18 protein-coding genes, 1 tRNA gene and 1 pseudogene are annotated in these 20,192 nt (G+C 69.0%); 12 read left to right on the top strand and 8 right to left on the bottom strand.

Annotated features, from left to right (window positions below; genetic code table 11):
• The first annotated feature begins 141 nt into the window (after positions 1–141).
• The 3 genes from AMK26_RS37085 to AMK26_RS36775 all read left to right on the top strand — a co-directional run bounded on the left by AMK26_RS37085 (position 142) and on the right by AMK26_RS36775 (position 1,751).
• Entirely contained in the window at positions 142–645 is a 504-nt protein-coding gene (locus AMK26_RS37085; protein ID WP_158071145.1) for a hypothetical protein, read from the top strand.
• Between the two features lie 281 nt (positions 646–926).
• Positions 927–1,265 carry an ATP-binding protein gene (locus AMK26_RS24095; RefSeq protein WP_073756787.1) on the top strand — a complete coding sequence of 113 codons (339 nt, stop codon included), beginning with the start codon at positions 927–929 and terminating at the stop codon, positions 1,263–1,265.
• Positions 1,266–1,409: 144 nt separating this feature from the next.
• A complete protein-coding gene (locus AMK26_RS36775; RefSeq protein ID WP_143608617.1) occupies positions 1,410–1,751 on the top strand; it encodes a hypothetical protein in 342 nt (113 codons plus the stop codon).
• 538 nt (positions 1,752–2,289) lie between these two features.
• Here the strand turns inward: AMK26_RS36775 and AMK26_RS24105 are convergent.
• From AMK26_RS24105 to AMK26_RS24125, 4 genes are all read right to left on the bottom strand, one after another.
• Positions 2,290–3,990: a relaxase/mobilization nuclease domain-containing protein gene (locus tag AMK26_RS24105; RefSeq protein ID WP_073756788.1), complete on the bottom strand. Its 1,701-nt coding sequence runs from the start codon at positions 3,988–3,990 to the stop codon at positions 2,290–2,292.
• Entirely contained in the window at positions 3,987–4,502 is a 516-nt protein-coding gene (locus tag AMK26_RS24110) for a mobilization protein (protein WP_079277781.1), read from the bottom strand. The genes AMK26_RS24105 and AMK26_RS24110 overlap by 4 nt, the downstream gene beginning before the upstream one ends.
• An 893-nt stretch (positions 4,503–5,395) precedes the next feature.
• On the bottom strand, positions 5,396–6,136 hold the full coding sequence (locus AMK26_RS24120) for an ATP-binding protein (protein ID WP_073756791.1): 741 nt from the start codon (positions 6,134–6,136) through the stop codon (positions 5,396–5,398).
• Positions 6,133–7,059, bottom strand: coding sequence for a hypothetical protein (locus AMK26_RS24125; RefSeq protein ID WP_073756792.1), 927 nt, complete (start codon positions 7,057–7,059; stop codon positions 6,133–6,135). The genes AMK26_RS24120 and AMK26_RS24125 overlap by 4 nt, the downstream gene beginning before the upstream one ends.
• A gap of 513 nt (positions 7,060–7,572) precedes the next feature.
• Here AMK26_RS24125 and AMK26_RS24130 point away from each other — a divergent pair.
• From AMK26_RS24130 to AMK26_RS24140, 3 genes are all read left to right on the top strand, one after another.
• Positions 7,573–7,830 (top strand): helix-turn-helix domain-containing protein, encoded by a 258-nt coding sequence (locus AMK26_RS24130; protein WP_073756793.1) that lies wholly within the window; start codon positions 7,573–7,575, stop codon positions 7,828–7,830.
• Positions 7,831–7,980: 150 nt separating this feature from the next.
• Positions 7,981–8,202: a helix-turn-helix domain-containing protein gene (locus AMK26_RS24135; RefSeq protein ID WP_443333188.1), complete on the top strand. Its 222-nt coding sequence runs from the start codon at positions 7,981–7,983 to the stop codon at positions 8,200–8,202.
• A complete protein-coding gene (locus AMK26_RS24140; protein ID WP_079277782.1) occupies positions 8,202–9,407 on the top strand; it encodes a tyrosine-type recombinase/integrase in 1,206 nt (401 codons plus the stop codon). The genes AMK26_RS24135 and AMK26_RS24140 overlap by 1 nt, the downstream gene beginning before the upstream one ends.
• 232 nt (positions 9,408–9,639) lie before the next feature.
• On the opposite strand, the gene AMK26_RS24145 is transcribed toward AMK26_RS24140, so the two are convergent.
• Positions 9,640–9,713 (bottom strand) — tRNA-Gly (locus tag AMK26_RS24145).
• 473 nt (positions 9,714–10,186) lie between these two features.
• Between AMK26_RS24145 and dcd the strand changes: the two genes are divergently transcribed.
• The 3 genes and pseudogenes from dcd to AMK26_RS37400 all read left to right on the top strand — a co-directional run.
• Positions 10,187–10,762 (top strand): dCTP deaminase, encoded by a 576-nt coding sequence (gene dcd / locus AMK26_RS24150; protein ID WP_073756795.1) that lies wholly within the window; start codon positions 10,187–10,189, stop codon positions 10,760–10,762.
• 2 nt (positions 10,763–10,764) lie between these two features.
• A complete protein-coding gene (locus AMK26_RS24155) occupies positions 10,765–11,262 on the top strand; it encodes a phosphoribosyltransferase (RefSeq protein ID WP_073756796.1) in 498 nt (165 codons plus the stop codon).
• A 310-nt stretch (positions 11,263–11,572) separates the two neighbouring features.
• Positions 11,573–12,103: pseudogene (locus tag AMK26_RS37400) on the top strand (IS30 family transposase); the annotation flags it as partial.
• Positions 12,104–12,164: 61 nt separating this feature from the next.
• Here the strand turns inward: AMK26_RS37400 and AMK26_RS24165 are convergent.
• The 3 genes from AMK26_RS24165 to AMK26_RS24175 all read right to left on the bottom strand — a co-directional run bounded on the left by AMK26_RS24165 (position 12,165) and on the right by AMK26_RS24175 (position 16,110).
• Complete coding sequence (locus AMK26_RS24165) at positions 12,165–13,037, bottom strand: Yip1 family protein (RefSeq protein WP_073756797.1); 873 nt, start codon at positions 13,035–13,037, stop codon at positions 12,165–12,167.
• A gap of 147 nt (positions 13,038–13,184) precedes the next feature.
• Complete coding sequence (locus AMK26_RS24170; protein ID WP_073756798.1) at positions 13,185–15,470, bottom strand: (Fe-S)-binding protein; 2,286 nt, start codon at positions 15,468–15,470, stop codon at positions 13,185–13,187.
• 115 nt (positions 15,471–15,585) lie between these two features.
• Entirely contained in the window at positions 15,586–16,110 is a 525-nt protein-coding gene (locus tag AMK26_RS24175) for a sugar transferase (RefSeq protein ID WP_073756799.1), read from the bottom strand.
• Between the two features lie 306 nt (positions 16,111–16,416).
• Here AMK26_RS24175 and dnaK point away from each other — a divergent pair, with 306 nt between their 5' ends.
• From dnaK to dnaJ, 3 genes are read left to right on the top strand one after another with little or no spacing between them, the layout of a single operon-like run.
• The gene (dnaK, locus tag AMK26_RS24180; RefSeq protein WP_073756800.1) at positions 16,417–18,270 is read left to right on the top strand and encodes a molecular chaperone DnaK; all 1,854 of its coding nucleotides are present in this window, start codon (positions 16,417–16,419) and stop codon (positions 18,268–18,270) included.
• Positions 18,267–18,977 carry a nucleotide exchange factor GrpE gene (grpE, locus tag AMK26_RS24185; RefSeq protein WP_073756801.1) on the top strand — a complete coding sequence of 237 codons (711 nt, stop codon included), beginning with the start codon at positions 18,267–18,269 and terminating at the stop codon, positions 18,975–18,977. Before dnaK ends, grpE begins: the two co-directional genes overlap by 4 nt.
• Positions 18,978–19,010: 33 nt before the next feature.
• The gene (dnaJ, locus tag AMK26_RS24190) at positions 19,011–20,192 is read left to right on the top strand and encodes a molecular chaperone DnaJ (RefSeq protein ID WP_073756802.1); all 1,182 of its coding nucleotides are present in this window, start codon (positions 19,011–19,013) and stop codon (positions 20,190–20,192) included.

A 20,192-nucleotide genomic window follows, 5' to 3' on the forward strand; every position in this document is an offset into this window, starting at 1 on the left:
CGTCCGCTTAGTGTCGCTCGAGGTCAGCCCCGCCTGGCTTGAGTTCCCTCAGTTGGTCCGCGCCAGCGGCCTGTCGCCCAGCCAGACCGGATCCGGGGCCCGGCCCTGAAGGACGAGGCGGCGTTCAAGGGCTGGCCGCCGTTGATCTGGACCAGTATGGACGGCTACCAGGTCGACGCCGATCGGGCCGCGCTGGACATACGAATGGGCGGTGGTCAGGAGAAGGTGACCCAGTTCCGCTGGTTCATCAACGGCACGGTCGCCCCGCATGCCGCCGCCCACTCGAGCGATAGGTCGTCTGACAGCAGGGATGACTTCCCGGTGTCGCGGTCAGCCGGACAATACAGCCTCCGTACGAGCGGCTTGCCGGACATCGGACTGGGGCAATGCCAGAGCCTCCGCGAGTTCGGCCAGTTCCAGTTGAGTGGGCTGTACGGGGCCACTGGCGCCATCTTCAGCGAAGACACGGATCCGCGGGGTGCGAATCCCTGTACGGTCGGCGAGGGCCTGCGCGTTCAGGTGCGTGCGTCGCATCGCACTTTGCAGCAGCTGGGCAAGGTCAGTCATGATCTTTACCTGCCCGGTGTCGGTCGTCGCAGCCTGCCCCATTCAGGTGATTCTGCTTCTTTACGGAAGAAACTGTGATAGGTGCGGTTCTTGCTTGCGCTGCACAACGAAAGAAATGGCAGGCAGATAGGCGTCCGACCGATGAACTCGGACAGCAACCCGCTGCCTCTCTGGATTGTGCGAGTAGTTGGCCGGAGAACGGGAAGACGCAATCCATCATGAAACGGACACTTTACGACGGAAGGTAGGAGGGCGCGATGGTTGCCGGGCCCCTCAGCGACGACGCAAGCAGCGTGCGACCCGAGGCCGTCGATGCTTTCGCGGTCCGCTTCTAAGGCGAGATCGGCGACCTTACCGACATGCGTCGGGCGGCAGGGCTATTTCTCGGCAGCCTGGCGCACCAGGACCCGCCGACCGACTCGGAGAGCTGGGGCGACATCCTGCTCGTGGTGACCGAACTGGCGGCCAACGCCATCCAGTACGCCCCCGGCCCCTTCACTCTGCGGATACGACGCGCCTTCGACGGGGTGCATGTGGCAGTGGGGGACCACAACCCCAGCCCACCCGCACCCCGGCCCTGTGACCCGGCGCGCGGTGCCGGCGGCCTCGGTTGGCATCTCATCCAGGCGCTCTCTCGCCAGGTCAGCATCGTGCCTCACGAGGGAGGGAAGGAGGTTCACGCGTTCCTGCCCTGGTGAGCCTTCAAGATGGCGGGAACTTGACGATCCGGTCCGGGCTGTCCTTGCGCCACTGCCGAGGCCGGCCGCAGTGCTGCCGGGACTCGGCAGCAGAGGCAGTGGAGGACGGACTCAGCCCCGGCTGACGAAGGGAAGGTGACCAACGTGGCCGCGAACATGCATTCGGATGAGCGGCGTGTCGGTGTTCGCAGCTACGCGGAGGTTGACGTCGCGCTCAACGGTCTGGTAGTTCGCCGGAAATCAGCACCCCGGTTCTCCGCAGGCGCGGCTGCCGCGTATGAGTGGGCCATGGGCCAGACTGTCCGCTCACCAGTCACCGGCGCAGAGGTGCACGGCATCCCCGACCTAGGGCTCCTGACCGCCGAAGTGGACGCGGCGGTCATCCAACTTGAGGATCCCACCACCCCAGTCGGCAACCGTGACTACACCCGCGGAGCACATGACGCCCTCGCTTGGGTCTGTGGATACAGCGACCAATTGCCCTGATCGCATAGGAGTGAAGCAGGCCGAGGCGAGCCTCCGGAGGAGGCCGTGGAATGTCCGTCCCGTCCCCCGAGGACTCTGCGGGATCGAGGACGGGTACCGCTTCCCCAAAACGGAACCTAGTGCACTTGGGAGTGATGACATCAGTGCCTACCGTGATGAACGGTGGTGCGCAGCGACGGGGCCGGCCGACCAACAGCGGTACGCCCCACGGTTACCGGAGAAACCGGTGAGCGGACCGCTGGAGGCAGGTGTTGACGCTCTCGGTGCCTTGAACGTAAGCCGACAGGGCTGTCCTTGGCTGGACAGCCCGCGGCTTCATACGTCTGGGTACCCAACGTGATAGCCGGGCTCGAAACACCTTCTATCGAGTGATGCCGCCGACGGAACCGCAGGTCTACGGTGGTCGACGGGTCTCGCGAAAGGGCGGGGCCTCCTCTCGATGCGGGCTCTGACCTCTCCTACCGGAGGTCAGAGCCCGCCGCGTATGTCGTGATGGCTCGTCGGACCTGCTTGGCTGCTGTTGCCTGATCTTCAGCCGTCAGCGACCTCGTCCCTGCATCCCTGGCGCGCTCGGCTGGTGCGGGGGCAGCGACTCCGTCTGGATTGGGCGGACGGTTCGCGTATCCGTGACCGTGCGGGCCTGGGCGGCTCGGGAGCTGGAGGTAGGCAGCTGGACGAGGCGGCTGACGCGCCAGATGAGTGCGCGTGCCGGTGATCGGGTGTCGTCCAGTGGCCGCTGGTCGACTGCCTGCTTCAACAGCGTGGTGGGTTCGTGCCCGGCTGCTTCGGCGTCGGAGAGGGCGGTGGCGAGTGCTGCCCAGGCGTGGTCGTCGAGGACTCGCTGGGCGTGTGTGGGTACGGCTTCGTAGACCAGGGCGGCGAGCCGCTCGACCGTGGGCGCTGACGGTTTGCGGTGGTCGAGGGTGGCCAGCGGGACTGCGGCGGCTTGGTCGTAAGCAGCCTGCAGGTGGACGAGCGCTTGGCGGGCGGCGATGACTTGCTGGTCGTGTTGGCGGAGCTGGTGCCAGCGTCCGGCAGCGATGACCGCGAGGATGGCCACGTCGAGGAACATCGCCAGCATGGCTCCGTCGCGCGGTGCCGGCTGCGTACGCAGGGCTCGTATGGCGCCGCGCAGTGCGCGGGCGTGTTCATGTTCGGCGCGGATGCGGGAGCGGGTGGCGCGTTCGAAGGCGGCAGCGGCCTGGCGAAGTTGGGGGCGGATTTCCTTGAGGGTGAGGAGGGGCAGGGCGTCGAGGGCTTGGCCGAAGGCGGCGATGTGGGCCTGGGCGGCTGCATCGTCGCTTTGGTCGAGGTGGTGGGGGATGTGCTCGGCGGCAGCGGTCGCCTGGTGCCACGGGTCGGGCCGGTGCTGCTGCGTCTGGGTGAGCTGGTCGGCGGCGGTGAGGCGGTCGCGGATCTGGGGGAAGGACAGGTCGGGGGCGAGTCTGGAGCCGGAGTACCAGACGGGTTCGCCGACGGCGTTGGTGTCGCCTTCGATGGCGATCTTGTATCCACGGATGTCGCCGGAGGGGAAGCGCTGGATCTCGACGAGCACGCTGTCGGTGGCGGCGAGGATGCCGAGGAACTCCTCGGGGCTGGTGGCCACCGAGACCGCGGTGCGGACGGTGAAGCGCAGGCGCTCGCGGGCGGTCATCGCGTGGCCGGCCCGCTGGGCTTTCTCCTTCTCGGCGCGGGTTGGCCGTTTGGCGGCGGTCCGGTCGCCGCGTACGACCTGCTGGAGGCCGTACTCCTTCTCGATGGCGACCAGTTCCTTGTCAGCAGTGAGGTAGTCGTTCCAGTGGCGCGCTGGCCGGAGATCGCCTCGGACCTTGGTGGCGGCGATGTGGATGTGGTCGTCGGCGTGCCGCACCGCGACCCAGCGGCACGCGTCCGGGTCCCCGTCGGGGGCGATGCCTGTGGCCGCCACAACGCGGCGGGCGATGTCGGCCCACTCGGAGTCGCTGAGGTGGCGGTCGGTCTCGGCGGCGCGGATGGAGCAGTGCCACACGTGCCGCTCGGGCGCACGGCCGTGGCGCCGGGCCTGCTTCACGTGCAGGTCGAGGTCCGCCACGAGGAGCTTCTTTGTGGCGGCGGGGTCGTCGGCGCGGCCGGGGTCGGGGGCGTAGCCGTCGAAGGAGGCGACCAGGTGGGGGTCGGTGTGCTCGTTGGCCCGGCCGGGGCCGTAGAGGTAGCGGATGAGGCCGGCGGTGTCCTTGCCGCTGCTGATTTTGGCGATCACCCGGCTGCCTTGGTGGAGACGGCCTGGTTGGCGGCTTCCCTGATGTGGTTGACGGCCGTGCCGACCGCGCCCAGGGTGCGTTCGGCCTGGGCCAGGACGGCGGTGTCCCCAGGGTGTGGATGGCCGCCGGAGTTCAGCTTCTTGGTGACCTGGTTGACGAGGTGGCCGATCTTGGAGACCTGCTGGCGCAGGGCGGTCAGCTCGTCGATGTAGTCGTCGAGCTGGGTGCGCTGGCCGGGAAGGGTGAGGTCGCCGTGGACGTGGGCCATGACGACGGCGCCGACGTAGTGGGCGCCGGCGACGTTCAGAGATCGGGCCTTGGCGAGGATGTCGGTTTTCTCGTCGACGCTGTAGCGCACGTCGACACGCTCCTTTCGCTGCTCGTCTTTGCGCTTGCGGCGACGGGCGGCACGACGCAGCGCGGCGGCGTCAGCGGCACGCGGCAGCGGCACGGCGGCGTCGGTGGGCTTCTCCTGCTCGGGCACCCCCTGGTGCCCGAGGTCTTCCGCCACCCCCGGGGCGGAGGACCCTGCGTTGGACCGGCCCTTGGACGGTCCAACGCCATACCTTGCTGCGCTCGTGGCTGGGGTGGTCGCCTCCTGCTGCGCGGGCGTGTGGTTGGTGTGTGGGCGGTGCATGCGCGGTGTCTCCGTGGTGGTTGTGTTTGGTGGGATGCCGAATGCGCCGAGGGGAGCGGCCCGGGGAATGGTGGGCGCGTGATCTGCCTCTGCCGTCTCGGGGATGTTCTTGGCCCATGGCCTTCACCCGGGACCAGCGGCTTGATGGGGACCGTGTCTGGTCCCCACCCCTTGTGTGTCTCGGTCCCCTGCGGACCGTGGTCCCCGATCGTGCGCGGTCCCCAGCGCGCGGTCCCGGGTCCCGGGTGGTTCTCGTTCCCAGACATGGGGACGGTCCCCGAACGGGGTCTGCTGCGGATCACGGGGACCGTCTAGGGGTGCGCAGGCAGCCACGGTCCCCACGGGACCGTGGCTCGGTCCCCGGGTCTTGCTGCGGGACCGGTGTGGCGGACCGGCATATCGGCGGGTGACCTGCGGTGATGCTGGTACGGCGGGCCTATGGTCCGGTCCCCTGCGCGCGGGCCTCGCTCCCGGTCCCGCTGCGCGCGGTCCCGTCACCGTGGTCCCCGGTCCCCAGCGTGGTCCCCAGTTCGAACGAGGCTCGATCCCCGGTCCCCGAGGGGAGCGTGTCCCGAGTGTGGTCCCCGGTCCCGAACTTGCTCCGGTGCCCGGTCATGGAGGGGGCCGTGCGGTTTCGATTGGTCCGCGGTCCCCGTCCCGAGGTACTCCGGCGCCAAGGTCGACGGTCCCGTTCGGTGGGTTCCGCGAGTCTGGCCGCAGCGTTCAGTGGAGGCTGGCGCGCAGACGCTCCTCGGGCGGACTGCTGCTCAGCGGGTGCGTCCTGGAACCGAAACCGGCGGAGGGGTTGCCACTGTGGCTGGCACGGGTGTGCGGCGGCGGTCGGGGCCTTGGAGGATGACGCGGGTGGTCATCTCGGCGAGGCGGGAGGCAACGCGGTCGCCGAGGGCTTCGCGGAGCTGAGGGATGGGGACGTTGGTGGTGATGAGTGTGGGGAGCATCCACGTGTAGCGTCGGTCGATCAGCCGGTACGTCAGTTCCTCGGTCCACTCGGTCTGCTTGGCGGCGCCGAGGTCATCGAGGATGAGCAGGGGGCTGTGGGCCAGGTCCTGGAAGACGCGCTCGGGGTCGTGGCCCTGGCGGGGACGGAGCTGGGCGTGGAGGTCGGCGGTGTTAGTGGCCGCCCAGCGCAGGCGTACCCCGGCTGCAAGGAGGGTGCGGACGGCGCCGTACGCCTGGTGCGTCTTGCCTGTGCCGGTGGGGCCGGCGATCAGCAGTGATGGGCCGTTGGCGATGCCGGTCGTTCCGCCAGGGCCGGGGCGCCCCCGGCGGGTGATCTCACTGGCCCAGGCCAGGACGTCCGGGTGATCGGCGACGGCGCGGTGGTAGCGGGCCGGAATCCGGCGGTCGGCGAGCTCCAACGCGGTGACCGGGGCCTGCTGCGGCTCCTCGGGGACGGTGCCGACATCGATCGTCAGCGACGCGAGGATCCCGTCGAGTCGGCGGGTCAGCCGCTCGGCCCGCTGCGCCTGCCGGGTGGGTGCGGTCACAGGGCGCCCCCGTAGGCGGCCTCGGCGTCCGTGGGGTTGGTGTAGGGCCGGTGCCTCGAAGGGCTTGCTGCGACGGAAGGCGTGGCGTTCATGGCCTCGTTGACGAGGCTGGGCAGGACGCTGGTGTGCAGGCCCTTGGCTCGGAGTCGTTCTAGTCCGGCGCGGATGTGGCTGGGGGCGATGCCGTCGGCGAGGAGCTTGGCGATCTCCTGGCCGAGGCGAGCGAGCACACTGCTGGGCGGGCGGTGGGCGCACGCGGCGACGTACTCGGTGACGAGGTGCTTCGCCGAGACGGCCTCGGGCGCGGGGGCGCTCGCGCCCCCCAACGGGGTAGATCCCTGATCCAGGGTCCTAGGTCCTAGATCCGGACCCTGAGCTCTCACCACGAGTTCACGTACTTCGCCGTGAGGCTGCGGTGAGGGCTCACTGAAGTGCTCCTGACCTGCGGTTTCGCCATTCACTGCGGGCTCGCGTGTTCGCGGTGCGTCCTCACGTACGCCTCCGTGAGGGCGCACGGAGGCGTACGTGAGGGTTCCGTGCGCCGAGGGTGCCAGCGCCGAGGCGGCGGGCTGGCCGCCGTGGTGGTGGGGGCAGTCGGGGTAGCGGACGCCGCTGGGCCGGTTGATCTTCTGGTGCTTGTCGAAGGTGACGATGTGGAGGTACCGCTTGCCATCGCTGCCCTCGTACCGGCAGATCAGGTTGGCCGAGGCGAGCTGGGTCAGGTCGTCCTCGACGCCGAGCGGGCCGTGATCCGGGCGTAGCGACCACAGCAGGCCGGCGATGACGGCGGCCTGGTCGCGGAAGCGTCCGTGGTCGTCGGCCTGGGTCAGCAGGCCGAAGAAGGTCCGCTCGGCGCTGAGGCTGACCGAGGCGAGGGACTCGGAGGCGAAGGCTTCGGGCTTGATGGTGCGGATGCGTGCCAAGTGAGGCGGTCCTCTCCTGGTGGCCGGGCCGGAGGTGCCCAGGGCTCACCGTCGTTCGTCGCGGCAAGGCGGCGTGGGGATGTGGGTGGGTGCGGTGGCTTCTACTGCCCCGCGCGCTTCGGGCGCTGACGGTATGTCGTGCAATTCCCGGGGTGTCGTCAACATAGCCACACCCGGACCGCACAAGTCCAGCCCTATCTCTCACGGCAGAAGCCAGTTAGGGAAATGGGTCGGTGTCGCGGTGCCAAAACAGTAAATGGCGATCGGCGGTTGACCAAATAGTTGCCCGCCGGGGCGAGCCAGGAAGATCACATCGGCAAACCGTTGACCTCTGGCCGATGGGGAAGCTACAACACAACACCCCAGGTCACAGCACGCTTGTGACGTGGCTGTCCGGTGCACGCCGAGGCCGCAGAACTCGCGAAGCGACCCTCCTCTTGCGGCGCGCGCCGACGGAACATAGACGACGATCGCCGGTTCACCAAACCGGCGAATGGAAGCTACAACGGAGATATGCCAGCTCGATCGCTAGAAATCGGCCCCGCAGGGATACAGGCCGCCCGCAACCTCGAAATCCTTCGCACCGAGAGCGGCCTTTCCCAGCGTCAACTCGCTGCCCGCTGCACCGCGCTCGGCCACCCCATGTCCAACACCACGGTGTCCCGCATCGAACGTGTCCAGCGCCGCTGCGACATGGACGATCTCGTCGCCATCGCCCACGCCCTGCACGTCTCGCCACTCGCCCTTCTCCAGGGGCGCACTTCTTCGTAAGCCGGCACTGCCCGAGCCGCTTCGCCTTCCGTCAACTACGCCCACGGCGCTGCCCAGGGAGCCTGACCCTCGCGCGCCAGAAGAGGAACATCCTTGCCCCGATCCGCCATGCCTTCCGTCGGCCTCCACGCCACCCCTGCCGCGAAGGAGGTGACCCGCCAACCTGATCGGCTCCTGTCCGTGGCCGACGCCGCCGAGCGGCTCGGCACCGGTGTGCGCTTTATCCGGCGCCTCGTCGCCGAGCGCCGCATCCGGTACGTCAAGGTCGGCAAGCACGTCCGCATTGCCGAGAGTGCCCTGGCCGCCTATATAGAGGAGCGCACCGTCGAGCCTGTGCCCAGCAGGCGTTCCCGCTACGGGAAGGCGGCCTGATGCCCCGCAGCCGCACGCGCGCCCCGCGCCGTAGCTTCGGGGCGATACGCAAGCTGCCCTCCGGGCGTTACCAGGCCCGCTACCCCGGCACCGACGGCGTGCTCCGCGCAGCTCCGGAGACCTACGAGACCAAGCGCGACGCCGAGGTCTTCCTCGCACAGATCCAGGCCGACCAGACCCGGGGCGACTGGATCGACCCATCCGCCGGTGAGGTGTTGTTCGCCGAGTACGCGACGCGCTGGATCGACGAGCGAGGTGTCGCGCCGACGACGGACGAGCTGTACCGCAGGCTCCTGCGGCTGCACTTGGAGCCGACGTTCGGGGACCTCTACGTGAACAGGATCAGCCCGGCACGGGTCCGGGCCTGGCGGGCGGAGCGGCTCAGGGCCACGGGCGCGACCACGGTCGCCAAGTCGTATCGGCTGCTGAAGGCCATCATGGAGACGGCCGTCGAGGACGACATGATCCGCAAGAACCCCTGCCGGATCCGCGGTGCCGGTCGCGAGGACGCCGACGAGCGTCCCGTCGCCACGGTCGAGCAGGTCTTCGCGGTCGCCGACGTGATTGGTCTGCGGTGGCGGCTGATGGTCCTGCTCGGCGCATTCGCCTCGATGCGTCCAGAGGAGCTGGCCGAGCTCCGTCGTAGCGACGTCGATCTGGACGTCGGCTCGGTGTGGGTGCGCCGCGCCGCGCCTGAGCTGAACACCGGCCGCCGGGTCATCGGCGGCCCCAAGTCCCGGGCGGGCAGGCGAGAGATCGTGCTGCCCTCCTTCCTGCACGAGGACGTTCGCCGCCATCTTGAGTGGTTCGCTCAGCCGGGCCTGGACGGGCTGGTGTTCGTGGGGGAGAAGGGCGCCGCACTGCGCGGGACCACCTTCGGCCGCAAGTGGCGCAAGGCCCGGGACACGGTGGGCTTGCCGAAGGAGTTCCGCTTCTACGACCTGCGGCACACCGGCAACACGCTCGCCGCCGACACCGGCGCCAAGCTGAAGGACCTCATGGTCCGCGCCGGCCAGTCGTCCGAGAAGGCGCAGCTGATCTATCAGCACTCCACCAAGGAGCATCAGCGCAAGCTGGCAGCCGACATCGATCTGGACGTGCGCCGCCAGCAGATCAAGGCGGTGCAGAGTGGCGGCGGTGGCGCGACCGTCCACCCTCTCGTGCCGCGCTCGCCCGGAGCCGGACGCGGCGCTGCCAGGCGCTGAGGGGAGGACGTCTTCGCGTTCGCGTACGACGCCTTCGACGCACGACCGTGACGCAGGTCACCGAAAGTCGATCTCGCAATATGAGACGACGCCGGGTCAGGTGGCGTGCCCGGGGCTTCCTCGGCGCGGTTGGCGCTGGTCAGAGGCGGTTTTATGGCAGGCGAATGGCACGCCGCCCCAAAATGGTCTAGACAACAAGCAAGGCCCTGGTCTCTGACCAGGGCCTTCGTCATGGAGCGGGTGACGGGAATCGAACCCGCGCTCTGAGCTTGGGAAGCTCATGTTCTACCATTAAACTACACCCGCGTAATACGCACCGGAGGACCGGTGCCGTACCGTCGCTCACTGTACCTCATTGGCAGGCCCCCGGTGTATCGCGCCGCGGGGTCTTTGTGCTGTGTGGGGGATGGATCCGGGTGCGGTGGGCGGGAGTTGAGGCGTACCGTGTGGGTGCGGAGTGCCGCCTGGAATGGTGTCCTGTTGATCCCCTAATGTGGCTTTCTCGTCCACGCATTGGTTGGGGAAGGGACTCGATGGACTCCATGGAGCGCACCGTCGTCCGCTGTGCCGAAGGGCACGTTTTCAGTACCGCTTCGTTCCCGATGCAGCAGCTCGGTGCCGGCCGGATCGGGCCCGGGCGGTTGCTGCGGTGTCCGCGGTGTGCGCGGTTGCGGCAGGCCGTGCCCGTGGGGCTCCAGCGGCGGTAGCGGAGAGGGGTGGCGAGCGCGCGGAGGCTGTCCGATTGGGGCGGGCCCGCGCGCTCTGCGTATCCTCGGGGAGTGCTTCTCTCAGACAAGGACATCCGGGCCGAGATCGACGCCGGGCGGGTACGCATCGACCCGTACGACGACTCCATGGTGCAGCCCTCGAGCATCGACGTGCGGCTGGACCGCTACTTCCGGGTGTTCGAGAACCACCGCTACCCGCACATCGATCCGGCCGTCGAGCAGGCGGATCTGACGCGGCTGGTCGAACCCGAGGGTGACGAGGCGTTCATCCTGCACCCGGGGGAGTTCGTGCTCGCGTCCACCTACGAGGTGATCAGCCTGCCGGACGACCTCGCGAGCAGGCTGGAGGGCAAGAGTTCCCTCGGGCGGCTCGGGCTGGTGACGCACTCCACCGCCGGGTTCATCGACCCCGGCTTCTCCGGGCACGTGACGCTCGAGCTGTCGAACCTCGCCACGCTGCCGATCAAGCTCTGGCCGGGGATGAAGATCGGGCAGCTGTGCATGTTCCGGCTCAGCTCGCCGGCCGAGTTCCCGTACGGCTCCGAGAAGTACGGGTCGCGGTACCAGGGGCAGCGGGGGCCGACCGCCTCGCGGTCCTTCCAGAACTTCCATCGGACGCAGGTGTGAGCATGAGTGACGTACGGGAGAACCTGACCTACGAGAAGTTCGGGACCGCGATCCGCCAGCTCGCGCAGACCATCGCCGACGACGGGTACGAGCCGGACATCGTGCTGAGCATCGCCCGCGGCGGGGTGTTCGTGGCCGGTGGGCTCGCCTACGCGCTGGACTGCAAGAACATCCACCTGGTCAATGTGGAGTTCTACACCGGGGTGGGGACCACCCTGGAAATGCCGGTCATGCTCGCTCCCGTGCCGAACGCGATCGATTTCAGCGACAAGAAGGTGCTGATCGCCGACGACGTCGCCGACACCGGGAAGACCCTGAAGCTGGTGCACGACTTCTGCCTCGGCACGGTCGCCGAGGTGCGCAGCGCGGTCATCTACGAGAAGTCGCACTCCCTCGTGAAGTGCGAGTACGTCTGGAAGCGCACCGACGACTGGGTCAACTTCCCTTGGAGCGTGGAGAAGCCCGTGGTGCAGAGGTCGGGGCAGGTGCTGGACGCCTGAGTCCGGCCGGATACGTGAAAGGCCCCCGCCTTGCTTCCGTTCTAGTGGTCGTTGCAACACCCCAGCTCAAGGGGTGCGATGGACTTCGAGATCCGGGAGGACCGGCGGCCCCAGGGGCCCAGGAAATTGGTCCGTGAGCGGGAGGAATACCTTCGGCTTGTGGATCTTGGAATAGGGAACACGGAAGCCTGCCGGATCGTCGGCGTCAACCGCCGCACGGGCAAGCGATGGCGATCCTGAACCGACCGGCGGCCCGTCCCGGTACCTGGGCGAGGCCGACCGTATCCATATCGCCGACCGGCTGAGGGAGAAGGTGCCGCACCGCAGCTCGGCACGCCGCAGGCAGCGGTTCCCGCGGGAGATGGTCATGATCAGCGAGCGGCCCGCGGAAGCCGACGACCGGGCCGTCCCGGCCCCTGGGAGGGCGATCTGATCGTTGGCAGCATGTCCCGGTCCGCCATCGCCACCCTGGTCGAACGCAGCACCCGCTACCTGACGCTGGTCCACCTCCCGCCCGGGCACGGAGCCGCCCAGGTCCGCACCGCGCTCGCAGACACCGTCCAGACGCTGCCGCCTCATCTGAAGCGCTCCCTGACCTGGGACCAGGGCTGCGAGATGGCCGCTCACCGCTCGTCCACTGTCGCCACCGACATCCCGGTCCACTTCTGCGATCCCGCCAGCCCCTGGCAGCGCGGCTCCAACGAGAACACGAACGGCCTGCTGCGGCAGTACTTCCCGAAGGGCACCGACCTGTCCCGGCACACCCCCCAAGCGCCGTCCACGCAAGACGCTCGGCTGGGAAACCCCAGCCGAGCGTCTGTCCGAACTGCTCACGGCTTGATCAACTCACCGCGGTGTTGCATCGACCCCTGGAATTCGCCTCACCCGGGGGCCTTCGTGTGTCAGATCGTGCCCAGCTTGATCAGCGACAGCAGCGCCACCAGCTGGATCGCCGACGCGCCCAGCGCCTTCGGCCACGGCAGGTCGTGCGACTTGCTGACCATCGACGTGAACAGCGCTCCCGCCGCCACCCAGGACAGCCACCCCACGACCTGTACGAGGGTGTTCTCGCCGCCCAGGAAGAGGGCGAAGACCAGGCGCGGCGCGTCCGTCATCGACATGATCAGCATGGAGAGGCCGACCGTCGGCTGCCATGCGCCGTCACCGCCGAGCTGGCGCGCCAGGGTGTGCGTGACCGCGCCCATGATGAGGCCGCCGATGACGAACATCACGCCGGTGACCAGGACGTACGGGATCGCCGTCGACAGCGTCGCGTTGATCGCCTCCTCGCGGGCCTGGTCGAACCCGAAGAGGGCCAGGAGGCCGTAGAGGAACGTCACCACCAGCGCGGGGCCCCACACGGCGTGGTCGCGCATCTGCCAGAACGTCGGGCCCGGGCGCAGCACGATGCCGCTGAGCAGCTGCTTCCAGTGCAGGCGCGGGCCGGCCGGGGACGGGGCTGCGCCCGCCTGGTAGGTGGCGCCGTCCTGGTACGCGGCGCCCTCGCCGTACGCGTCGTCGTGGATGCTGAAGGCGCGCGTGTGGCCCGGGTTGTTCGCCGCGTACGGGTCGTGCGGTGCGGCCGGGGGCTGCTGCGCGTAGGGGTCGCCGAAGTACTCCGGCTCACCGTACGGTTGCCGGCCCTGCGGCCACTGCTGCTGCGGCCCCGCGTACGGGGGCGGCGGCGCGCTGCCGTACGGCGCCTGCTGCGGTGCCTGCGGGTGTTGTTGCCGTGTGCGGTTGTCCCGGCCGCGTCCGATCCTGAATCCAGCCACCCCTTGAAACTACCGGCTCCCGCTGTGGGCGGAGTCCGGGGCCGGGACGAAGGGCGCCTTTGCTGCGGAGCTGTGACATCCCCTAGGGGAGACGAAGCGGCCGGACCCGCCCCCTGGGGGCAGGTCCGGCCGCTTCCGTACGACGGGCTACTTCACCGGCTCGGGCTCGGCGTCCGCGCCCTGGTCCTGGCCGTCGCCGTCGCCCTCCGCCGGGGTCCGGTCCACCGGCTTCTTGACGGACTCCAGCAGCAGCTGGGCCACGTCCACGACCTGGAGGGACTCCTTCGCCTTGCCGTCGTTCTTCTTGCCGTTCACGGAGTCCGTGAGCATGACGAGGCAGAAGGGGCAGGCGGTGGAGACGATGTCCGGGTTGAGGGACAGCGCCTCGTCGACACGCTCGGTGTTGATGCGCTTGCCGATCCGCTCCTCCATCCACATCCGCGCGCCGCCGGCGCCGCAGCAGAAGCCCCGCTCCTTGTGGCGGTGCATCTCCTGCTGGCGCAGGCCCGGGACGGCCGACATGATCTCGCGCGGCGGCGTGTAGACCTTGTTGTGGCGGCCCAGGTAGCACGGGTCGTGGTAAGTGATCAGGCCGTCGACCGCCGTCACCGGAATCAGCTTGCCCTCGTCGATGAGGTGCTGGAGCAGCTGCGTGTGGTGGATGACCTCGAACTCGCCGCCCAGCTGCGGGTACTCGTTCGCGATCGTGTTGAAGCAGTGGGGGCAGGTGGCGACGATCTTCTTCGCGGACTTGGGCTTACGAGTCGACTCGTCGTCCTCGTCCTCGCCGAACGCCATGTTCAGCATCGCCACGTTCTCCTGGCCGAGCTGCTGGAACAGCGGCTCGTTGCCCAGGCGGCGGGCCGAGTCACCCGTGCACTTCTCGTCGCCGCCCATGATCGCGAACTTGACGCCCGCCATGTGCAGGAGCTCCGCGAAGGCCTTGGTGGTCTTCTTGGCCCGGTCCTCCAGGGCGCCCGCGCAGCCGACCCAGTACAGGTAGTCGACCTCGGAGAGGTCCTCGACGTCCTTGCCGACGATCGGGACCTCGAAGTCGACCTCCTTGGTCCACTCCACGCGCTGCTTCTTGGCCAGGCCCCAGGGGTTGCCCTTCTTCTCCAGGTTCTTCAGCATCGTGCCGGCCTCGCTGGGGAAGGCGGACTCGATCATGACCTGGTAGCGGCGCATGTCGACGATGTGGTCGACGTGCTCGATGTCGACCGGGCACTGCTCCACGCACGCACCACAGGTGGTGCAGGACCACAGGACGTCCGGGTCGATGACGCCGTTCTCTTCGAGCGTGCCGATGAGGGGGCGCTCGGCCTCGGCGAGGGCGGAGGCGGGGACGTCCTTCAGGGCCTCCTCGGAGGCCTTCTCCTCGCCCTCCATGGTCTTGCCGCCGCCGGCGAGCAGGTACGGCGCCTTGGCGTGCGCGTGGTCGCGCAGCGACATGATCAGGAGCTTGGGGGAGAGCGGCTTGCCGGTGTTCCAGGCGGGGCACTGCGACTGGCAGCGGCCGCACTCGGTGCAGGTGGAGAAGTCGAGGATGCCCTTCCAGGAGAAGTGCTCGACCTGGGAGACGCCGTAGACGTCGTCCTCGCCCGGGTCCTCGAAGTCGATCTCCTTGCCGCCGGACGTCATCGGCTGCAGCGCGCCCAGGGCGGTCGAGCCGTCGGCGTTCCGCTTGAACCAGATGTTCGGGAAGCCGAGGAAGCGGTGCCAGGCGATGCCCATGTTGGTGTTGAGCGAGACCGTGATCATCCAGATCAGCGAGACGCCGATCTTGATCATCGCGGTGAAGTAGATGAGCGTCTGGAGCGTGCCGACGTCCAGCCCCTCGAAGGCCAGGACCAGGGGGTACGAGGCGAAGTACGCGGCCTCGTAGTGCTCGACGCCGTGGATCGCGCCCTCGAGGCCGCGCAGGACCAGGATGGCGAGGCCGATGGTGAGGATGACGTACTCGACGAAGTACGCCTGCCACGCCTTGGAGCCCGCGAAGCGCGACTTGCGGCCGGCCCGGGAGGGCAGGTTGAGCAGCCGGATCGCGATCAGGACGGCGATGCCGACCACCGTCATCAGGCCGATGAATTCGATGTACATCTCGAACGGCAGGAAGCCGCCGACGACCGGGAGCACCCAGTCGGCCTGGAACAGCTGCCCGTACGCCTGCGCCAGCGTGGGCGGCAGGGTCAGGAAGCCGATCGCGACGAACCAGTGGGCGAAGCCGACGATCCCCCACCGGTTCATCCGGGTGTGGCCGAGGAACTCCTTGACCAGGGTGATCGTCCGCGCCTTCGGGTCGTCCGTGCGGCTGCCGGCCGGCACGGGCTGACCGAGCTTCACGAACCGGTAGATCTGCGCGACGGCTCGGGCGATGAGAGCAACGCCGACCACGGTCAGGGTCAGCGACACAATGATCGCGGCGAGTTGCATGGGGGCTCCTCGGGCCTGCGAGGTGGGAGATTCGGCACAACCAGTGTCACCGCTCGGCGTACTGCCTGAGTACTACTAAGCGGTAACTTATTCAGTTCGTGCTGAGCGTACCCACTTAATCGGCCGCACTGTAGCCGCGCAGGCGGTGATCTGCGTCGCTCAGGCGAGCCTGACCCGCCACCCTCCGCAACGTACGCAGCAGAAGGGCGAGGTCCAGGCCGATCCAGTGGTGCTCCACGTAGTGCTGGTCGAGCAGCAGCGGCTCGTCCCACGGCAGGGTGGAGGAGCGCCGGATCTGGGCCAGGCCGGTCAGGCCCGGCTTGACGCTGCGGCGCCAGGGTGCGTCGGCGGCGGGGGCGCCGGGCGGCAGGGGTGCCGGGCCGACGAGCGACATCTCGCCGCGTACGACATGGGGCAGGCGGGAGAGCGCGTCGAGCCGGAAGCGGCGGACGGGCAGGTGGCGCAGGGTGAACGGCCGGCCGTCGAGGCCGGTTCTGGTCTCCGTCACGAAGACACCGCCGGGCGGGCGTCTCAGGGCGGTGGTGACGGTGGCCGCGAGGAGCAGCGGCGCCGCCAGGGCGAGCAGGGCCGAGCCGAGGACCAGATCGAGGATGCGCTTGGGGTGGGGGGAGGGGCGCATGGGTACACACCTGACGACTTTGCGGCTAATGGCCGCTCATGCGGCTTTTGCTTCGTTGGTCAAACGATCGCACGGTGGTGTGTGAGGGGACGGTGGTTCGCGGGTACGCGGCGGGTCGTGCTTCCGTCCCGTACGTCCGGCCCGTGCGTCCGACGCGTGCGCAGGCCCGTGCGTCCGGCCCGCGCCGCCGCCCGCGCTTCCGCCCCGCGTATAAGTTGAGCGTAAGTGGCTCAACTCTGTTGACTCCGGTCTGGCTGTCGTGCATCCTTGAGCCTGTTCCACTCAAGTCAGCTGGAGGAATCGAAAATGGCACGTGCGGTCGGCATCGACCTGGGCACGACTAATTCCGTCGTCAGCGTTCTGGAAGGCGGCGAGCCCACCGTCATCACCAACGCCGAGGGCGCCAGGACCACGCCGTCCGTCGTCGCCTTCGCCAAGAACGGCGAGGTGCTGGTCGGCGAGGTGGCCAAGCGTCAGGCGGTCACGAACGTCGACCGGACCATCCGGTCCGTCAAGCGTCACATGGGCACCGACTGGAAGATCGAGCTCGACGGGAAGAACTTCAACCCGCAGCAGATCAGCGCCTTCATCCTGCAGAAGCTGAAGCGCGACGCCGAGGCGTACCTGGGCGAGAAGGTCACCGACGCGGTGATCACCGTCCCGGCGTACTTCAACGACTCCGAGCGCCAGGCCACCAAGGAGGCCGGTGAGATCGCGGGCCTCAACGTCCTGCGCATCGTCAACGAGCCGACGGCCGCCGCCCTGGCGTACGGCCTGGACAAGGACGACCAGACCATCCTGGTCTTCGACCTCGGTGGCGGCACCTTCGACGTCTCGCTGCTGGAGATCGGCGACGGCGTCGTCGAGGTGAAGGCCACCAACGGCGACAACCACCTCGGTGGTGACGACTGGGACCAGCGCGTCGTCGAGTACCTGGTCAAGCAGTTCCAGTCCGGGCACGGCGTGGACCTGTCCAAGGACAAGATGGCCCTCCAGCGCCTCCGTGAGGCCGCCGAGAAGGCCAAGATCGAGCTGTCCTCGTCCACCGAGACCTCGATCAACCTGCCCTACATCACGGCGTCCGCCGAGGGCCCGCTGCACCTGGACGAGAAGCTCACCCGCGCCCAGTTCCAGCAGCTGACCGCCGACCTGCTGGAGCGCTGCAAGACCCCGTTCCACAACGTCATCAAGGACGCGGGCATCGCCCTCTCCGAGATCGACCACGTCGTTCTCGTCGGTGGCTCCACCCGTATGCCCGCCGTCGCCGAGCTCGTCAAGGAGCTGACCGGCGGTCGCGAGGCCAACAAGGGCGTGAACCCGGACGAGGTCGTCGCCATCGGCGCCGCCCTCCAGGCCGGTGTCCTCAAGGGCGAGGTCAAGGACGTCCTGCTCCTCGACGTCACCCCGCTGTCCCTCGGCATCGAGACCAAGGGCGGCATCATGACCAAGCTGATCGAGCGCAACACCACGATCCCGACGAAGCGCTCGGAGATCTTCACGACGGCGGAGGACAACCAGCCGTCGGTGCAGATCCAGGTCTACCAGGGCGAGCGCGAGATCGCGGCGTACAACAAGAAGCTCGGCATGTTCGAGCTGACGGGCCTGCCGCCGGCCCCGCGCGGCGTCCCGCAGATCGAGGTCGCCTTCGACATCGACGCCAACGGCATCATGCACGTGACCGCGAAGGACCTCGGCACGGGCAAGGAGCAGAAGATGACCGTCACCGGCGGCTCCTCGCTGCCGAAGGACGAGGTCGACCGGATGCGTGAGGAGGCCGAGCGGTACGCGGAGGAGGACCACAAGCGCCGCGAGGCCGCCGAGACCCGCAACCAGGGCGAGCAGCTCGTCTACCAGACGGAGAAGTTCCTCAAGGACAACGAGGACAAGGTTCCGGGCGACGTCAAGACCGAGGTCGAGACGGCGGTGAACGAGCTCAAGGAGAAGCTGAAGGGCGAGGACACCGCCGAGATCCGCACCGCCACGGAGAAGGTCGCGGCCGTCTCGCAGAAGCTCGGCCAGGCCATGTACGCGGACGCCCAGGCCGCGGGCGGGGCCGCCGGTGCCGGTGAGGCTCCGGGTGCCGCCCAGGGTGCCGCTGCCGACGACGATGTCGTCGACGCCGAGATCGTCGACGACGAGAAGCCGAAGGGGGCCGCATGACGGAGGAGACCCCGGGCTTCGAGGAGAAGCCCGACGTCCCCTCCGGCGCCACGCCTGATGACGCCGCCGAAGCCGCCGCTGCCACTCCCTCCGCGAACCCCGCGGAGGAGGGCCCGGCGGCCCCGGCAGGGGACGCGACCGCAACTGTCGCCGGCCTGACGGCCCAGCTGGACCAGGCCCGCACCGCGCTCGGCGAGCGCACCGCGGACCTGCAGCGGCTCCAGGCCGAGTACCAGAATTACCGCCGCCGGGTCGAGCGCGACCGGGTCACGGTCAAGGAGATCGCCGTGGCGAACCTCCTGACCGAGCTCCTGCCGGTGCTCGACGACATCGGCCGCGCCCGTGAGCACGGCGAGCTGGTGGGCGGCTTCAAGTCGGTGGCCGAATCGCTGGAGACGGTCGCCGCCAAGATGGGCCTGCAGCAGTTCGGCAAGGAGGGCGAGCCCTTCGACCCGACGATCCACGAGGCGCTGATGCACTCGTACGCACCGGACGTCACGGAGACGACCTGCGTGGCGATCCTGCAGCCGGGGTACCGCATCGGCGAGCGGACCATCAGGCCCGCGCGCGTGGCGGTGGCCGAGCCCCAGCCCGGAGCGGCCCCGGCGGCCCCGGCGGCCCAGACCCAGGGCCAGGCCGCCGAGGCGCCCAAGGAAGAACAGCAGAAGTCGGCCGACGAGGAGAGCGGTGGCCCCGAGGAGGGCTGACGCATTGACCGGTCATCGGAAGGAGGGACGTCGATGAGCACGAAGGACTTCGTGGAGAAGGACTACTACAAGGTTCTCGGCGTCCCCAAGGACGCCACCGAGGCTGAGATCAAGAAGGCGTACCGGAAGCTCGCCCGTGAGTTCCACCCGGACGCCAACAAGGGTGACGCGAGCGCGGAGGCGCGCTTCAAGGAGATCTCCGAGGCGAACGACATCCTCGGTGACCCCAAGAAGCGCAAGGAGTACGACGACGCCCGCGCCCTGTTCGGCAACGGTGGCTTCCGCGCCGGTCCCGGCGGCGGGGCCGGGGGCACGTTCAACTTCGACCTGGGCGACCTCTTCGGCGGCGCCCAGGGCGGAGCCGGTGGTGCCGGCGGCTTCGGCGGCGGCCTCGGGGACGTGTTCGGCGGCCTGTTCAACCGGGGCGGCACCACGGGCACCCGCACGCAGCCGCGCCGGGGCCAGGACATCGAGTCCGAGGTGACGCTCAGCTTCACCGAGGCGGTGGACGGGGCCACGGTCCCGCTGCGGATGTCCAGCCAGCAGCCCTGCAAGGCCTGTTCGGGCACCGGCGACAAGAACGGCACGCCGCGCGTGTGCCCCACCTGTGTCGGTACCGGACAGGTCTCGCGCGGCGGCAGCGGCTCCTTCTCGCTGACCGACCCGTGCGTGGACTGCAAGGGCCGCGGGCTCATCGCCCAGGACCCGTGCGACGTCTGCCACGGCAGCGGCCGCGCCAAGTCGTCCCGCACCATGCAGGTCCGCATCCCCGCGGGCGTCTTCGACGGGCAGCGCATCCGGCTGCGCGGCAAGGGCGCGCCCGGCGAGCGGGGCGGCCCGGCCGGTGACCTGTACGTGGTGGTGCACGTCGACGCCCACCCGGTCTTCGGCCGCAAGGGGGACAACCTGACCGTCACGGTGCCCGTCACGTTCGACGAGGCGGCGCTCGGCGGCGAGATCAGGGTGCCGACCCTCGGCGGGCCCCCGGTCACGCTGAAGATCCCGGCCGGCACGCCCAACGGCCGCACCATGCGCGCCCGTGGCAAGGGCGCGGTCCGCAAGGACGGCACGCGCGGGGACCTGCTCGTCACGGTCGAGGTGGCCGTGCCCAAGGACCTGAGCGACAAGGCGCGCGAGGCGCTCGAAACGTACCGGGAGGCCACAGCGGGTGTGGACCCGCGGGCCGAGCTGTTCCAGGCCGCGAAGGGGGCTTGA

The sequence above is a fragment of the Streptomyces sp. CB03234 genome (assembly GCF_001905885.1).
Lineage (GTDB): Bacteria > Actinomycetota > Actinomycetes > Streptomycetales > Streptomycetaceae > Streptomyces.

Excerpts from the sequence above, each read along its gene's own strand:
- dnaK (WP_073756800.1), top strand. The coding sequence starts at position 16,417 with ATGGCACGTGCGGTCGGCATCGACCTGGGCACGACTAATTCCGTCGTC.
- AMK26_RS24095 (WP_073756787.1), top strand. The coding sequence starts at position 927 with ATGCGTCGGGCGGCAGGGCTATTTCTCGGCAGCCTGGCGCACCAGGAC.
- AMK26_RS24130 (WP_073756793.1), top strand. The coding sequence starts at position 7,573 with ATGCCAGCTCGATCGCTAGAAATCGGCCCCGCAGGGATACAGGCCGCC.
- AMK26_RS24170 (WP_073756798.1), bottom strand. The coding sequence starts at position 15,470 with ATGCAACTCGCCGCGATCATTGTGTCGCTGACCCTGACCGTGGTCGGC.
- AMK26_RS24155 (WP_073756796.1), top strand. The coding sequence starts at position 10,765 with ATGAGTGACGTACGGGAGAACCTGACCTACGAGAAGTTCGGGACCGCG.
- AMK26_RS24140 (WP_079277782.1), top strand. The coding sequence starts at position 8,202 with ATGCCCCGCAGCCGCACGCGCGCCCCGCGCCGTAGCTTCGGGGCGATA.
- grpE (WP_073756801.1), top strand. The coding sequence starts at position 18,267 with ATGACGGAGGAGACCCCGGGCTTCGAGGAGAAGCCCGACGTCCCCTCC.
- AMK26_RS24175 (WP_073756799.1), bottom strand. The coding sequence starts at position 16,110 with ATGCGCCCCTCCCCCCACCCCAAGCGCATCCTCGATCTGGTCCTCGGC.
- dnaJ (WP_073756802.1), top strand. The coding sequence starts at position 19,011 with ATGAGCACGAAGGACTTCGTGGAGAAGGACTACTACAAGGTTCTCGGC.